15 protein-coding genes are annotated in these 15,577 nt (G+C 73.8%); 7 read left to right on the forward strand and 8 right to left on the reverse strand.

What is annotated here, in order from left to right; all coding sequences use genetic code 11:
- The first annotated feature begins 18 nt into the window (after positions 1-18).
- A complete protein-coding gene (locus tag A3CO_RS0124500) occupies positions 19-426 on the forward strand; it encodes a VOC family protein (protein ID WP_018334901.1) in 408 nt (135 codons plus the stop codon).
- Positions 427-478: 52 nt separating this feature from the next.
- A complete protein-coding gene (locus tag A3CO_RS0124505; protein ID WP_018334902.1) occupies positions 479-1,198 on the forward strand; it encodes a DUF899 domain-containing protein in 720 nt (239 codons plus the stop codon).
- A gap of 61 nt (positions 1,199-1,259) precedes the next feature.
- Here the strand turns inward: A3CO_RS0124505 and A3CO_RS0124510 are convergent, their stop codons facing one another.
- Genes A3CO_RS0124510 through galT form a run of 4 tightly spaced genes read right to left on the reverse strand, consistent with a single transcriptional unit; the run spans position 1,260 to position 4,853 of the window.
- A complete protein-coding gene (locus A3CO_RS0124510) occupies positions 1,260-2,216 on the reverse strand; it encodes a LacI family DNA-binding transcriptional regulator (RefSeq protein WP_157647834.1) in 957 nt (318 codons plus the stop codon).
- A 17-nt stretch (positions 2,217-2,233) separates the two neighbouring features.
- A complete protein-coding gene (locus A3CO_RS0124515; protein WP_018334904.1) occupies positions 2,234-2,719 on the reverse strand; it encodes a nitroreductase family deazaflavin-dependent oxidoreductase in 486 nt (161 codons plus the stop codon).
- Positions 2,720-2,748: 29 nt separating this feature from the next.
- Positions 2,749-3,864: a galactokinase gene (gene galK / locus A3CO_RS0124520; RefSeq protein ID WP_018334905.1), complete on the reverse strand. Its 1,116-nt coding sequence runs from the start codon at positions 3,862-3,864 to the stop codon at positions 2,749-2,751.
- On the reverse strand, positions 3,861-4,853 hold the full coding sequence (gene galT, locus A3CO_RS34190) for a galactose-1-phosphate uridylyltransferase (RefSeq protein ID WP_018334906.1): 993 nt from the start codon (positions 4,851-4,853) through the stop codon (positions 3,861-3,863). The genes galK and galT overlap by 4 nt, the downstream gene beginning before the upstream one ends.
- A 390-nt stretch (positions 4,854-5,243) precedes the next feature.
- Here galT and A3CO_RS0124535 point away from each other — a divergent pair, with 390 nt between their 5' ends.
- Both A3CO_RS0124535 and A3CO_RS0124540 read left to right on the forward strand, forming a co-directional pair.
- Complete coding sequence (locus A3CO_RS0124535) at positions 5,244-6,905, forward strand: sodium:solute symporter family protein (RefSeq protein WP_018334908.1); 1,662 nt, start codon at positions 5,244-5,246, stop codon at positions 6,903-6,905.
- A gap of 13 nt (positions 6,906-6,918) precedes the next feature.
- Entirely contained in the window at positions 6,919-7,203 is a 285-nt protein-coding gene (locus A3CO_RS0124540) for a hypothetical protein (protein WP_245561587.1), read from the forward strand.
- Positions 7,204-7,299: 96 nt separating this feature from the next.
- Here the strand turns inward: A3CO_RS0124540 and A3CO_RS34195 are convergent, their stop codons facing one another.
- On the reverse strand, positions 7,300-8,427 hold the full coding sequence (locus tag A3CO_RS34195) for a CaiB/BaiF CoA transferase family protein (protein ID WP_157647842.1): 1,128 nt from the start codon (positions 8,425-8,427) through the stop codon (positions 7,300-7,302).
- A 141-nt stretch (positions 8,428-8,568) separates the two neighbouring features.
- Here A3CO_RS34195 and A3CO_RS39200 point away from each other — a divergent pair, with 141 nt between their 5' ends.
- From A3CO_RS39200 to A3CO_RS0124560, 3 genes are all read left to right on the forward strand, one after another.
- Positions 8,569-10,461: a class F sortase gene (locus A3CO_RS39200; RefSeq protein WP_211214558.1), complete on the forward strand. Its 1,893-nt coding sequence runs from the start codon at positions 8,569-8,571 to the stop codon at positions 10,459-10,461.
- A 101-nt stretch (positions 10,462-10,562) separates the two neighbouring features.
- Entirely contained in the window at positions 10,563-11,255 is a 693-nt protein-coding gene (locus A3CO_RS0124555) for a thiamine pyrophosphate-dependent enzyme (RefSeq protein ID WP_018334912.1), read from the forward strand.
- Complete coding sequence (locus tag A3CO_RS0124560; protein WP_018334913.1) at positions 11,255-12,109, forward strand: transketolase family protein; 855 nt, start codon at positions 11,255-11,257, stop codon at positions 12,107-12,109. Before A3CO_RS0124555 ends, A3CO_RS0124560 begins: the two co-directional genes overlap by 1 nt.
- On the opposite strand, the gene lysS is transcribed toward A3CO_RS0124560, so the two are convergent.
- Genes lysS through A3CO_RS0124575 form a run of 3 tightly spaced genes read right to left on the reverse strand, consistent with a single transcriptional unit; the run spans position 12,099 to position 15,577 of the window.
- Positions 12,099-13,808 carry a lysine--tRNA ligase gene (gene lysS / locus A3CO_RS0124565; protein WP_018334914.1) on the reverse strand — a complete coding sequence of 570 codons (1,710 nt, stop codon included), beginning with the start codon at positions 13,806-13,808 and terminating at the stop codon, positions 12,099-12,101. The two genes, A3CO_RS0124560 and lysS, sit on opposite strands and share 11 nt — an antisense overlap.
- A gap of 31 nt (positions 13,809-13,839) precedes the next feature.
- On the reverse strand, positions 13,840-14,634 hold the full coding sequence (locus tag A3CO_RS0124570; protein WP_026204968.1) for a fumarylacetoacetate hydrolase family protein: 795 nt from the start codon (positions 14,632-14,634) through the stop codon (positions 13,840-13,842).
- Between the two features lie 10 nt (positions 14,635-14,644).
- Entirely contained in the window at positions 14,645-15,577 is a 933-nt protein-coding gene (locus A3CO_RS0124575) for a hypothetical protein (RefSeq protein WP_018334916.1), read from the reverse strand.

Below are 15,577 nucleotides of genomic sequence, written 5' to 3' on the forward strand. Positions count from 1 at the left end.
GGCCTATAGCCCCACTTAGTGCTTACCTGCGAAGCACATGTCGACCGCCTCAACCTCCCGGTCGTCGATCTCGCGCGGTCCGTCGCGTTCCACACCGCCGTACTCGCCCCGCTGGGGATCGAGCCGCTGATCGCCGTGCCGACAGCGCCGGGTCAGAAGGCGATGCAGGCCTTCGGGGTGCACCCGAAGCCGTTCTTCTGGCTCGTCGAGGTCGGCCCCGGGGTCACCTACGACGACACCCACCTCGCCTTCACCGCCCCCGACCACACGACGGTCGACGCCTTCCACGCCGCCGCACTCGACGCGGGCGCCACGACGCTCCGCGCCCCGGGGCTGCAGCCCGAGTACCACGCCGACTACTACGGCGCGTTCGTCAGCACGCCGGACGGCACCAACCTCGAGGCCGTCTGCCATCTTCAGTCCTAGAACAGAACCAGGGGGTTGTCGAAGCGGAGTCCGATCTGTCACGGTGGTCGCCATGAGCCTCCCGGAGATCACCGACCGTGAGAGTTGGCTGACGGCCCGCCGCGAACTCCTCGAGGAGGAGAAGGCGCTCACGCGGGCGCGCGACGCGCTCAACACCCGTCGTCGGGAACTGCCGATGGTCGAGGTGACGGAGGACTACCGGTTCACCGGGCCGGACGGCGAGGTCACGCTCGGCGGCCTGTTCAACGGCCACCGGCAGCTCGTGGTCAACCACGTCATGTTCGACCCGGACTGGGACGAGATGTGCCGGAGCTGTTCGGCCGGCATCCGTGAGTGGTCGCCGGGGACGCGCGATCACCTGCGCTCCCGCGACACCGAACAGGTCTTCGTGTCCCGCGCGCCCTACGAGAAGCTCGCGGCCTGGAAGGAACGCCAGGGCTGGACGATCCCCTGGTACTCGTCGTACGGGTCGGGCTTCAACGCGGACTTCGGCGTCACCGTCGACGTCTCCGGCGGGACGATGCACTACAACTACCGCGACGACCCGACCTGGGAGGGGGCGGAAGGCACGCATGAGCTGCCGGGCTTCAGCGCCTTCCTCCGCGTCGACGACCGCGTGTTCCACACGTACTCGTCCTACGCCCGCGCCGCGGAGTGGTTCGGCGGGTCGTTCGCCTACCTCGACCTCACCGCGCTCGGCCGGCAGGAGGACTGGGAGGAGCCGAAGGGGCGAGCCGACTCGGTCCGCGCCGGCATCCCCGTCTTCGACTAGGGGTGGCTGCGCCCTGTGAGTACTTTTCCGTGCCCTGGCACGGAAAAGTACTCACGGGCCGTCAGGCACTTCCCCGCACCACCAGCCGCGGCGCGAGCGTGCGGTGTTCGGCCGGGTGGCCGTCGAGGCGGCGGCCCAGCACCTCCACGAGCGTGCGCCCGAGCTCGTACTTGTCGGTGTGCACCGTGGTGAGGGGCGGGTCGAGCAGGGCGGCCATGGTGATGTCGTCGTAGCCGACCACCGCGACCTGCTCACCGGCGCGGCGGCCCGTCGTCCGGAGCGCCTGGACCGCGCCGATCGCGAGCAGGTCGTTGAACGCGAACACCCCGGTGACGTCGGGGTGCCGGGCGAGCAGGCGGCGCAGGGCCGCCACCCCGCCGGCGACGGTCGGCGGCCCGGTGACCACCCGGTCCGCGTCGCCGCCGACCACCTCGAGGAACGCCCGACGACGTTCGGGCTTGTTCTGCACCGCGCCGTCGAGCATCCCGAGCCGGTCGTGCCCCCGCGACGCCAGGTGCTCGCAGGCGAGGCGGGTGCCGGTGCGGAAGTCGGTCCGGACGGTGGCCACCGACGGGTCCGGGGCGGGCCGGTCGGCGACGACGAGCGGCACCCGGCGGCCCAGCGCGGCCAGCGCCGCGTCGTCGAGGGCCTCGAAGAACCCGATCGCGCCGGCCGCTCCCGCGTCGACGATCGCGCGGCCCGCCTCGGCCTCGGCGCCCGCGTCCGCGTCGGTGTTGTGCACGACCACCGCGAGCCCCCGGGCGGCCGCCGCGTCGAAGACCCCGCGGGCGACGGCGGGGAAGAACGGGTTCGCGATGTCGGGCAGGACGAGCGCGACCGTCCCCGCGCGCTGCGTCCGCATCCCGCGCGCGAAGGCCGACGGCCGGTAGTCGAGCTCCTCGATGGTCGCGAGGACCCGACGGCGGGTCGCCTCGCTGATGTCGCCCTTGTCGTTCATCGCCCGCGACACGGTCTGCCGGGAGACCCCGGCCGCCCGGGCGACGTCGTCGATCGTCACCCGGACCGACCCGCCGGTCACGACGGTGGGCCGGCGGGCCGACGCTCCAGGATCACGAGCGGGATGACCCGCCCGACCTCGTCCGCCCGCCGCCGGTAGGAGACGAAGGACCCGTACATGGCGTCGAGGCGCGGCCAGAGCCGGGCCCGCTCGCTCTCGTCGGCCTCCCGCGCCCGCACCGGCCGCACCTCGTCGCGCACCTGCACGGTGGTGTCGGGGTGCGCCCGGAGGTTGTGCAACCAGGCCGGGTGGCGCGGATGGCCGCCCGCCGACGCGACGATCACGAGGTCGTCCCCGTCGGGCAGGTAGAGCAGCGGGGTGGTGCGCGCGGCGCCGCTGCGGGCGCCGACGTGGTCGAGCAGCAGCATCGTCGGCGCGCCGGGCGCCGTGTGCCCGATACGCCCGCCGGTGAGGCGGTAGAGCGCCACGTGGGCCCGCGTCGCCGCGGAGACCACGGGCGTGAGCCGGTCGAAGACGTCACCGAACCGCTGCGCCGAGACCATGCGGTGATCGTAGGGCGACGCGGTCGTCCTCACCGCTCCCTCCGCGCCCCCGGCGCCGGGGCGACCTCCCGCACCGTCGGCTCCGGGTCGAGCGTCCGGCAGGCCTCGCCCACGGCCGCGGCGCGGTCCGTGGGCACCAGCGCGATCACCGACCCGCCGAATCCGCCCCCCATGATGCGGGCCCCGAGGGCGCCCGCGCCGACCGCCGCCCCGACGATCGCGTCCACCTCCGGCACCGAGACCTCGTAGTCGTCGCGCAGCGAGGCGTGCGACGCGGTGAGCACCGCGCCGACCTCCCGGGGCCGGCCCGCCCGCACGAGCGCCACCGTCTCGTGGACCCGCGCCTCCTCGGTGACCACGTGCCGCGCCCGCTTCCGCGGCGCCCCCTCGGGCAGGTTCTCGACGGCGGCCGGGGTCGCGTCGCGCAGCGCCGGCACCCCGAGGGCCTCGGCCGCCGCGACGCACGCCGCGCGGCGGTCGGCGTACCCGCCGTCGGCGAGGTCGTGCCGCACCCGCGAGTCGATCACCAGGACCGCGAGACCCGCCGTCTCGAACCCGAGCGCGACGTCCTCGGTGGCCATCGACCGGCAGTCGAGCAGCAGCGCCGAGCCCTCCCGGCACAGCAGCGAGGCCGCCTGGTCCATGATCCCGACCGGCGCCCCCACCACCTCGTTCTCCGCGCGCCGCCCGGCCGCGGCGAGCGCGACGCGGTCCAGCCCGAGCCCGGCGAGCTCGCTCACGGCGAGGGCGACCGCGCTCTCCAGCGCCGCCGAGCTCGACAGCCCCGCCCCGAGCGGGACCTCCCCGTGCACCACGAGGTCCCAGCCCCGCTCGACCCCCAGCGCCCACAGCGTGCCGAGCGGGTAGGCGCTCCACCCGGTCGCGATCCCGAGCTTCCCGACGACGAGCTCGGCCGGCTCGGTGCCCGGGTCGTCGGAACAGACGGTGACCCGGTCGTCGTCGCGGCGGGCGGCCGCGACGAACGTGCGCCGGTCGATCGCGAAGGGCAGCACGTGCCCCTCGTTGTGATCGGTGTGCTCGCCGATGAGGTTGACCCGGCCGGGCGCGGAGAAGACGCCCTCGGGGTCGCGGCCGTGGACGTCGCGGAACGCCTCGAGAATCCGGTCCGCACCCTCGGCGCTCACGCCGGCACCGTCGCCCGCTCGGCCGCCTCGCGCAGCCGGGGGCCGGCGACCTCGGGCGCGACGTCGGTGAGGAACGCGCCGCCGAAGGTCTCCGAACCGGCGAGGTACTTCAGCTTCCCGCCGCCCCGGTGCGGCGGACAGATCTCGAGGTGCAGGTGGCCGAGCCCGCGCTCGTCGTCGGGAACGTTCACCGGCGCCGAGTGCACGCCGAGCAGGTACGAGGTGCGGGAGCCGAAGTACTCGTCGTAGCCGGCGAGCACGCGGGCGAGGACGCGGGCGAGGTCGTCGCGCGCCTCGGCGTCGAGCTCGGGCAGCGTGCCGACGTGGTCGCGGGCCCAGACGTCCACCTCGTAGGGGAACCGTGCCCACGGCGGCACCCCGGCGAGGAAGTGCGTCCCCTCGACGACGACCCGCGGGCCACCCTTCTCGTGCTCCACGACGTCGCAGAACACGCACCGGCCGGTGCGGTCGCGGTGGTGGCGCGCCGCGCGCTGCTCGCGGGCGGGACGCGGGGGGACCTCGGGGTAGGCGTAGATCTGGCCGTGCGGGTGGTGCAGCGTCACGCCGACCGCCTCGCCCTTGTTCTCGAACGGCAGCACGTAGCCGATCATGGGGTCTGCGGCCAGCGCGCGGAAGCGGTGGGCCCACGCGTCGACGAGCAGCCGGATGCGCCGCTCCCCCACCGAGGCCAGCGTCGCCTCGTGGTCGTCGGTGAAGACCACCACCTCGCAGTGCCCGTACGCGGGCTCGACCGGGACGAGGTCGTCGCCCGCGACGTCGGGCGGTGGCGGGGTGCGCGACAGCGACGGGAAGCGGTTGTCGAAGACCGCGATCTCGTAGTGCCCGCGCGGGATCTCGGTTGCCGGGCCACCCGGGTGGGTCGGGCACAGCGGGCAGTCCGCGGTGGCCGGCTTGTAGGTGCGGTCCTGCCGGTGGGTGGCGAACGTGACCCACTCGTCGTGCGTGGGGTCGTAGCGGCGCTCGCTCATCGCGTGGGCTCTCCGGTCGACCCGGTCGAGCTCCGCTGCGCTGCGTCTCCGAACGACCCGGTCGAGCTCCGCTGCGCTGCGTCTCCGAACGACCCGGTCGAGCTCCGCTGCGCTGCGTCTCCCGCCGAGAAATAGGTGATCGACCTGCCGTCGGGAAGGCGCTCCGGCTCGACGACGAGCCCGGGCATCGCGCCGGGATCGGTGTCAGCGGTGGCACACGACTGACACCCGGCGTCCGCGGTGGGCCACCGCTGATCGTCCTCGCCCGTCATCCGGCCCGTCCCTTCACGCCCCCTTGACGCCCGGCCGATCCGGGCCCACAGTGTGCGCCAGCTAACGATAACGTTCACGGGAACCTTCACGGAACCCCGGACCGCACGAGAGGTCGCGATGCTGCGCCTGAACCCGGGATGGTTGGACTACACACTCCTGGCGCTCTACTTCGTCGTCGTACTGGGCATCGGCCTGGTCGCCCGCCGCGCCGTCGGCACCAGCGCCGACTTCCTGCTCGCCGGCCGCTCCCTGCCCGCCTGGGTCACGGGCCTGGCCTTCGTCGCCGCCAACCTGGGCGCGACCGAGATCATCGGCATGGCCGCGAACGGGGCCGAGTACGGCGTCGCGACGGTGCACTACTACTGGATCGGCGCCGTCCCGGCGATGGTCTTCCTCGGCATCGTGATGATGCCCTTCTACTACCGCTCGAAGGTCCGGTCGGTGCCGGAGTTCCTGCGGCTGCGGTTCGGCAACGGCACGCACATCCTCAACGCGCTCGTCTTCGCGATCGCCTCGGTGCTGATCGCCGGCGTCAACCTCTACGCGCTGGCGATCGTGCTCAACGCCCTGCTCGGCTGGCCGGAGTTCCTGGGCATCGTCGTGTCGGCCGCGGTGGTGCTCGTCTACATCGGCTTCGGCGGGCTCGGGTCGGCGATCTACGGCGAGGTGCTCCAGTTCTTCGTCATCCTCGCCGGGCTGATCCCGCTCGCGATCGTCGCCGTCCGCCACGTCGGCGGCTTCTCCGCGCTGGCCGACAAGGTCACCGCCTCCGCGCTCGGCGAGGGCGGCCTGCACGCCTGGCAGGGCACGGGGATCGGCGACGTCACCAACCCGATCGGCGCCAACTGGATCTCGATCGTCCTCGGCCTCGGCTTCGTGCTCTCCTTCGGCTACTGGACGACGAACTTCGCCGAGATCCAGCGCGCGCTCTCCGCGAAGGACCGCAGCGCCTCCCAGCGCACACCCCTCATCGCGGCCTTCCCGAAGATCCTCATCCCGGCCGTCACGATCATCCCCGGCCTCGTCGCGCTGGTCGCGATCCCGAACTTCGGCAACGACGCCACCGGCGGACTGAAGTACAACGACGCGATCCCGGCCCTCATCGGCCAGCTGCTCCCCGAGGGCGTCCTCGGTATCGCGCTGACCGGCCTGTTCGCCTCGTTCATGGCGGGCGTGGCGGCGAACGTCAGCTCGCTGAACACGGTGGTCACCTACGACCTGCTCCAGCCCTACCTCGCGAAGGGCCGCAGCGACCGCTACTACCTCAACGCGGGGCGCGTGGTCACCGCGGTCGGCGTCGTCATCGCGATCTTCACCGCACTGCTGGCCGCCGACTTCAACAACATCATGACCTACCTGCAGTCGCTGTTCGGGATCTTCAACGCCCCGATCTTCGCGACGTTCATCCTCGGCATGTTCTGGAAGCGCACCAGCGGCTGGGGCGGCTTCGCGGGCCTGCTCACCGGCGTGCTCGCCGGGGCGCTCGTGTTCGTCCTCGCCGAGGCCGGGGTGGTCGACTTCGGGTCCGGCATCGCCACGAGCTTCTACCAGGCCGGCGCCGCGTTCATCGTCGACGTCGTCGTGACCGTCGTCGTCTCGCTGGCCACCGCGAAGCCGGAGCCGGAGCGGCTCGCCGGGATCGTCTACGGCGTGCCCGGCGCCGACGGCGTCGTCCCGACGCTGCGCCAGCCCAAGGAGCGCGTCTGGTATCGCAAGCCGGTCCTGCTCGGCGGTCTCGCCCTCGCGCTGACCGTCGTCCTCAACATCGTCTTCGCCTGATCGGGGAGTCACCATGAGCGAATCCGTCCAGCCCGGTCGGCCGCAGACAGAGGTCGAGACCGGCAGCCGCATGCAGCGGCTGTTCGATCTGCGCTACGTCATCGGCGCCCTCATGGGCGTCTACGGGATCGTCCTCGTCATCCGCGGCCTGCTCGACGGGCCCGAGCAGCTCGCCCGCGCGGCCGGCATCTCGATCAACCTCTGGACCGGGATCGGCCTGCTCGTCGTGGCCGCGATCTTCCTGGTCTGGGGCGTCACCCGGCCCCTGGGGATCGACGTCGAGGAGAACATCGACTGAGGTCCCGACGGCGGGTGGCGCTGCCCGCCCGTGATCGAGCGGCACTCTCGCGCACATCGATGCGGCGAGAGTGCCGTTCGCTCGCCGGTGGAGGAACTAGACCTGCGGGCCGACGTCGGGCACCGGGTCCATCCGCGGCACCCGCCCGTCGAGGAAGGTGATCGGCGGGAGCAGGGTGCGGATCGGCCCGTTGGGGGTGCCGACCTCCACGAACCGGCCGCGCTCCTCGTGCTGCGGGTGGGTGAGCACCTGGTCGAGCGTGCGCCGCCGGGCGTTCGCGATCCCGGCCTCCTCAAGCCGCTCGACGAGCTGGTCGCCGGTGAGGTCGCGCAGGACCCCGTCGATCGTCTCGTGCAGCGCGGGGCGGTTCTCGATGCGGTCGGAGTTCGTGACGAACCGCGGGTCCTCGGCGATCGCGGTGTCACCCAGCACGACCTCGCAGAAGCGCTTCCACTCCCGCTCGTTCTGGATCGAGAGCACGACCTCCTGCCCGTCGCCGGCCGCGAACGAGCCGTACGGGGCGATCGCGGCGTGGCTGGTCCCGGCCCGGACCGGTGCCCTGCCGCTGCCGGACGCGTAGTGCAGCGGGAAGCCCATCCACTCGCTGAGGGCGTCGAACAGGCTGACCTCGAAGGTGGTTCCCTCGCCGGTGCGCTCGCGGTCGTAGAGCGCGGTGAGGATGCCGGAGAACGCGTACATGCCGGCGCCGATGTCGGCGGCCGGGATGCCCGCCTTCGCCGGGTACTCCTCGGTGCCCGTGACGGAGACGAGCCCCGTCTCGGCCTGGATCAGCGCGTCGTAGGCCTTCGCGTCGCGGTAGGGGCCCGACGAGCCGTAGCCCGAGATGCTGCAGTGGATCAGCTCCGGGTGGTCCCGGCGGAGGTCCTCGGCCCCGAGCCCGAGGCGTTCCGCCGCACCGGGCGCGAAGTTCTGCACGAACACGTCGGCCTGCGCGATCAGCTCCTTCACGCGGCCGAGCTGCTCGGCGTCCTTGAGATCGGCCGTGACCGACTCCTTCGACCGGTTCAGCCACACGAAGTGGCTCGAGAGCCCGTTGACCGTCGTGTCGTAGTCCCGGGCGAAGTCCCCCCGCCCGGGCCGCTCGACCTTGATCACGCGCGCCCCGAGATCGGCGAGGTGACGGGTGGCCAGCGGCGCCGCCACCGCCTGCTCGCAGGACACCACGAGGATGCCGTCCAACGGGAGGGCCCGGGTCTCGACCATGCCGGAGATCGTGCCCGTCCCGACCGCCCGGCGCGCGCCGTCGTCCGCGTCACGCATCCGTTCCGCGTCACACGAACCGACCGGGGGTGTTTCCACGAATGAGCGACACCTGTTCGGCCCAGTGACACCAGGAGTGGGGACATGAGAGCCGCGAGCACCGCAACTGCCCTGGCAGTGGTCTCCACCCTCGGGGTCGGCGTCGCCCTGTGCTCCCAGGCTCCTCCTCCCACCGTCCTCGCCGCCGGTCCGGCCCTCGTCGCGCAGGAAGCGGCGGCGCCGGTCGACCGGGCGGCGCGGCTGCCGTCCGTGCAGGAGGCGTTCGGGTCGAACGCCGCGGCCCTCGCGGCCGAGACCCCGACGGCCCCTGCGCTGGTGCCGCTCGTCGTGACGGCCCCGGTCCGGGCACTTCCGAGCCAGATCTCCGGGACCCCGGTCGGCGACCAGGGCGTGCTCCGGGTCGCGCACCTCTCCCCCTCGACCGGCACGGTCGACATGTACATCGAGGGCCCCGGCCTGCCCCTGACGAAGGTCGCGTCCGACGTCGGCTACCGCGCCCTGTCCGGCTATCTCGCCGCCTCCCCCGGCACGTACACGCTGCAGGCCCGCCCCGCCGGAGCCCCCGCGTCGACCCCGCCCGCCCTGAGCGCGAACGTCGAGGTCGGGGTCCGCACCGCCGAGACCGCCGCCTTCGTCGACGTCGGCCCCGACGGGACACCGCAGGCCGAGGTCCTCCAGGACGGCACGCAGGTCGCCGCCCCGGGCAAGGCCTTCGTGCGCGTCGTGTCCGCGGCCGCCGGCGTCGGGCCGCTCAGCGTCGTCGCCGAGGGCGGCGGGCCGATCGCCTCCTCGATCTTCTATGGCGCCAGCTCGCCGTACGCCCAGGTCGACGCCCGGTCCTGGACGATGGACGTCACGACGACGTCGGGCCAGACCGTCCGCGCGACGCTGCCGGTCACGAGCACCTCGGTGAACACGGTCGTCGTCACCCGGAACCCGCAGGGCGACCTCGCCGTCACGGCCGTGCCGGACGCCGCGCCCCTGTTCGCGGCCGCTCCCGCCCCGGCCGCGCCCGCTGCGCCGCCCGCACCCGCAGCCCCGGCCGCACCCGCGGCTCCGGCGCCCGCCTCCCCGGCACCGGCCTCGCCCGCGCCCGCTGCGCCGCCCGCACCCGCAGCACCGGCGCCCGCCTCCCCGGCACCGGCCGCCCCGCCCGCACCCGCCGCGCCGGCCTCCCCGGCGCCGGCCGCGCCGGCCGCCCCGCCCGCACCCGCCTCCCCTGCGCCCGCCGCGCCGCCCGCACCCGCCGCGCCGCCCGCACCCGCCGCGCCGCCCGCACCGGCCCAGGTGAGCACCTCCGGGCCGCCCACCCCGGCGCCCACGACCACCCCCGCGCCGGCCACCACCTCGGCGCCCCCCGCGACGACCCCCTCGGCGCCACCCACCGGCACCACCCCGTCGACGGGCATCCCGCGGCCGACCCCCCAGGGCGGGGTGCCGGCCGGATTCGGCGGCATGGCGACCTCGTTCGTCGACGGCACGCTGCCGGGCGTGGCACCGATCACGCCCGGCCTGCCGACCTGGGGCGCGCCGACGAGCCCCGTACGGCCGGCCGGTCTCGTCGCGCCGGGAGCGAAGATCGACACCCCCGTCGTCGGGACCCTGGGGCTCGAACCCGACGGCGAGCTGCAGGCGCCCGCGACTCCGCAGGACGTCGGCTGGTTCGGCGCGACGCCGGGCGACACCGGGCCGGCGGTGCTGGTCGGGCACGTCGACTCGTGGCGCGGGCCGGGCGTGTTCTGGAACCTCAAGGACCTGAAGCCGGGCGACCCGATCGACGTGCCGCGCAGCGACGGCACGGTGGCGCGGTTCGCGGTGGACCGGGTGCAGACGGTCGACAAGGACACCTTCCCCACCCAGGCGGTCTACGGCCCGACGGCGGGTCCCTCGCTGCGGCTGATCACCTGCGGCGGGCCGTTCGACCGCACCGTGCGCTCCTACGAGGACAACGTCATCGTCTTCGCCTCGCCGCGCTGATCGGGCGAGCACCTCGGTGGTCCGACCGCCCGGTCGCCACCGAGGGGTGCGTGATCCCCGGGGTTGACCTGAAGTGCCGTCGAGGTTGCACGGTCGTCGCCATGACCACCGTGCGACCTCCCACCGACCCGGCCGAGCTGCACCGGCTCATGTCGCTGATGACCGGCGACGAGAAGCACTCCGCCGCGGCGACCTCGACGCTCGACGTCCTGCAGGTGCTCTACGACCGCGTCCTGCGCGTCGACCCGGCGCACCCCGACGACCCGGTCCGCGACCGGTTCCTGCTGTCCAAGGGGCACGGCCCCATGGCGTACTACGCCGTCCTCGCCGCCCACGGGTTCCTCGACGAGTCCGAGCTCGCGACGTGGGCCCGCCCCGGCTCGCGGCTCGGGCTGCACCCCGACCGGGTGCTCGTCCCCGGCGTGGAGATCGGCTCCGGCTCGCTCGGACACGGTCTCCCGCTCGCCGTCGGGACCGCCCTGGGCCTGCGGATCCGCGGATTGACGACGCCGCGGGTGGTCGTCCTCGTCGGCGACGCCGAGCTCGACGAGGGCTCGAACCACGAGGCCATCGCCTACGCCGGGCGCTCCGGGATGGCGAACCTGACGACGGTCGTCGTCGACAACGCGTCCGCGACGCACCGTGGGGACCTCGCCGAGCTGTTCCTCGTCGAGGGCTGGCGTGCGATCACGGTCGACGGCCGCGACCACGACGTCCTCGAGACCGCGCTGACCGCCGCGCACGACGACCGGCCGCTCGCGGTCGTGGCCGTCGTCGAGCCGAAGGAGTCCTGATGACCACCGCGATCGCCGCGACGACCATGCGCGAGGCCTTCCTGCACGCCGCCGCCGACGCCGTCGACGCCGACGACCGGGCCGTCCTGGTCCTCGCCGACATCTCCGCCGGCGCCGACCCGGTGCCCGCCCTCGCGCGGCGCCGACCCGGGCGCGTCGTCAACGTCGGCATCCGCGAGCAGCTCCTGCTCGGCCTCGCCGGCGGCCTCGCGCTCACGGGGCTGCGGCCGGTCGTGCACTCCTACGCGCCGTTCCTCGTCGAGCGGCCCTACGAGGCGCTCAAGCTCGACCTCGGCCACCAGGACGTCGGGGCGGTGCTGGTCTCGATCGGTGCCTCCTACGACCAGCCCGGGATCGGGCGGACGCACGAGGCGCCGGAGGACGTGGCGGTCGTCGACACCCTGCCCGGCTGGACGATCCACGTGCCGGGCCACCCCGAGGAGGCCGACCGCCTCGTGCGGGAGTCGATCGCGGGCGAGGGTCTGGTCTATGTCCGACTGTCGAGCGCGAGCAACGCCGCACCGCACCACGGCGCGGGGCTGCAGACGATCCGGGTCGGCTCACCCGACGACGTCGTGGTGGCGGTCGGCCCGACGCTCGACCGCGTGCTCGCCGCGGACCGGTTCCGCGGCGCCACCGTGCTCTACACGTCGACGGTGCGCCCCTTCGACGCGGCCGGGCTGCGCGCCGCCGTCGGGGAGGTCCCGACCGTCACGATGGTCGAGCCGTACCTGGAGGGGACGTCGGCCCGGGTCGTCGACGAGGCGCTGTCGGACCGGCCCCACCGCACCGTCATGATCGGCCACCCGCGCGAGGAGTCCCACCGCTACGGCGGGCACGACCTCACGCTGTGACGAGCGTGCGCACCGTCTCCGGGCCGGCGGCGAGCAGCAGCGTCGGCAGCCGGGGCCCCGTCTCCGACCCGACGAGCAGCCGGTAGAGCAGCACGAAGAAGCGGCGCTGGGCGGCCTTCAGCTCGTCGGTGGGCTTCGTGTCGAGCGGCAGGCCGGCCTGCTGCTTGGGCACGCCGTAGACCAGCGTCGTGAGGCCCTCGAGCGACCAGTCCTGCTCCAGCCCGTCGAGCAGGAGCCGCAGCGACGCGCGGTCGGTGTCGTCCAGCGACGACAGCAACCCCGTGTCCGGCGCCGCCAGCAGCCGGGTGTGCGACTCCTCGGGCATGTAGTGCTCGACCCACGCCTCCGCGCGGTCGAGGCGCGGGCGCAGGTCGTCGAGGGTCACCGGCTCCTCGGGGTCGCTCGACACCAGCCCGGTGAGGATGCGGCCGAGCTGTGCGGGGTCGCCGGTGGTCACGTCGACGACGGAGGTGAGGGTCCGGAACGACACCGGCTGCGGCGTCACCGGCAGCGCCCGCTCCGCCGTCGCCACCGACCGGGCGTGCCCCAGCGCCTCGATCGGCGGGGCCGTGCCGCCCGCGACCTTGCGCGAGAGCGCGTCCCACTCGTCGTAGAGCCGGGAGAGCTCGGCGTCGAAGGCGACCTTGATGGCCTGGTTCGGCCGACGGCGGGCGTAGAGCCAGCGCAGCAGCGGCACCTCGAAGACCTCCAGCGCCGACGCCGGGGTCGGCACGCCGCCCTTCGAGGAGGACATCTTGGCCTGCCCGGAGATGCCGACGAAGGCGTACATCGGTCCGATCGGCTGCCGGCCGCCGAAGATCTCGGAGACGAGCAGACCGCCGACCTCGTACGACGACCCCGGGGACGAGTGGTCCACCCCGCTCGGCTCGAAGTCGACTCCCTCGTAGGCCCAGCGCATGGGCCAGTCGACCTTCCACACGAGCTTGCCGTGCGTGAACTCGGAGAGCTGCACGGTCTCCGACGACCCGCAGGCGCAGGTGAAGGTCATCTCGGTCGAGTCGTCGTCGTAGGCGACGATCGTGGTGTCGTCCTTGCCGCACGTCGAGCAGAACGGCTTGTAGGGGTAGTACTCGCCGGTCGCCGAGCCGACGGCCTCGTCGGTGTCGACCCCCGCGTCCCCACCCTCGCCCTCGTCGTCGGGAAGGGTCTTCCTCGTGCGGAAGCGGCCGAGGACGGCGTCGATCCGCGAGCGCTCGCGCATCGCGAGCAGCGTCTGCGGCACGTAGGCGCCCGAGGTGTACATCTGCGTCTGCGAGACGCCGCGGAACAGCACGCCGAGCTCCTCGAGCGCCGCGATCATGGGCGCCTTGAAGTGCTCGGCCCAGTTCGGGTGCTCGCTGCCGCGCGGCGCCGGCACCGCGGTGAGCGGCTTGCCGATGTGCTCGGCCCACGAGTCGTCGATGCCCTCGACGCCCTTCGGCACCCGGCGGAAGCGGTCGAAGTCGTCCCACGAGATGACGTGCTCGCACGGGAACCCGCGGCGCCGGATCTCGTCCGCGACCAGGTGCGGGGTGAGCACCTCGCGCAGGTTGCCCAGGTGGATCGGCCCGGACGGGCTCAGCCCCGAGGCGCAGACGATCGTCCGGCCGGGCTCGGCCTTCGCGACGACGTCGTCGGCGAGCGTCGCCACCCAGTCCTGCGAGGTGGACTCGGCGTCGCCGCCGCGCCTGCGCGCCATCAGGGTCGTCCCCCGTCGCTCCGCTCGCCCGTCATCGGTCCCGCACCGGGTTCGTCAGCGTGCCGATGCCCTCCACCGTCACCGTGACCGTCTGGCCGTCGACCATCGGCCCGACACCGGCCGGGGTGCCGGTGAGGATCGTGTCGCCGGGCAGCAGCGTCATGACCCGCGAGATGTAGGCGATCTGCTTGTCGATCCCGTGGATGAGCATGCTCGTCCGCGACTTCTGCACCGACGCGCCGTCGAGGGTGGTCTCGATCGCGAGGTCGGACGGGTCGAGCTGCGTCTCGATCCACGGGCCGAGCGGGCAGAAGGTGTCGTAGCCCTTCGCGCGGGTCCACTGGCCGTCGGCGGACTGCAGGTCACGCGCGGTCACGTCGTTCGCGACGGTGTAGCCGAGCACCACGTCCTTCGCCCGCGCCTCGGGCACGTCGCGGCACGGCTGCCCGATCACGACGGCGAGCTCGCCCTCGTAGTCCACCCGCTCCGAGTCCGCGGGGCGCAGGATCGGCACGCCCGGGCCGATGACGCTCGTCGACGGCTTCATGAAGATCAGCGGGTTGGCGGGGGCGTCCCCACCGCCCATCTCGGCGACGTGCTCGGCGTAGTTCTTGCCGATGCAGACCACCTTCGACGGCAGGATCGGCGCGAGCAGCCGGACGTCCGCGAGCGGCCAGGTCCGGCCGGTGAAGGTCGGCTCGCCGAACGGGTGCTCGGCGATCTCCGCGCAGACGTCGCCTCCCTCCGGGCTGCCACCGGCGGTGGTGGGCGACTGGAGGGCGGCGAAGGAGACACCGTCGGCGTGGGCGATCCGGGCGAGACGCACGGCGTCCACCCTAGTCGCCGCGCCGCAGCACCTCTCCGGCCGCCGTCGGCTCCGTCGCGGCGACGAGTTCCCAGGTCCCGGCCCGTCCCAGCTCGGCGTTCAGCGCCCGGACGTCCGTGCGCGGCACGGCGAGCCACACGCCCTGGTCCGACCACGTCCACGCCAGCGGGACGTCGGGCAGCGCTTGCGCCACGGCCACGTGCAGCACCGTCGAGAGGTACGTGAGGTGGCTCGCCCACGCCAGGTCGAGGGTCGTCCCGACGACGGCCAGGGTCATCTCGGTGCGTCGCTCCCCGACGTCGAGGTGCTCGACGGTGATCTTCGTGCGGGTGAGCCGGGCGAGGTCGGCGACGTGCCGGCGCAGGGTGTCCTCGAACTGCTCGACGTGGCCGTCGTGGTAGGCGAGGGCGGCGAGGTGGTCGTCGGTGTCGAAGTCCGGGTGGTAGTGGCCGCCCTCCCACAGCGCCGAGAGCGTGCTGACGGTGGTGACCGGTTCGCCCGCGTCGGCCACGGCCTCCATCAGGTCGACCGGCCTCGGGGTGCGGGGCCGGAAGAGGCCGGCCCGGTCGAGGACGCCGACCACCCGGGCCAGCTCGGCCCGGCCCTCGACGCTGAGCTCGGGCGGCGGCCGGCGTCCGGCCCCGCCCGGCCCGCTCACCAGCCCCCTCGCCGGCACCGACCGGTCGTCGGGCCGAGGGGTGACCCGCCACCCGGACACCGGGCCGGACTCACGCTCCGCGCGGGCGAGGTTCGCAGCGCGGCGGTGGCGCACGGCCACCGTCGAGAACACGACGAGGGCGACGACGGCGAGCCCGACGAGCGGCCACCGGGACCCCTCCAGGCTCCCCGGGCCGAGGGCGAGGTGGAGGAAGTACCCGGCGACGACGAGACCTCCTGCGCCCCACAGCAGGGCCAGGAGGTCGTCGAGGGACCAGCGGTCCAC

Source organism: Actinomycetospora chiangmaiensis DSM 45062, assembly GCF_000379625.1.
Classification (GTDB): domain Bacteria; phylum Actinomycetota; class Actinomycetes; order Mycobacteriales; family Pseudonocardiaceae; genus Actinomycetospora; species Actinomycetospora chiangmaiensis.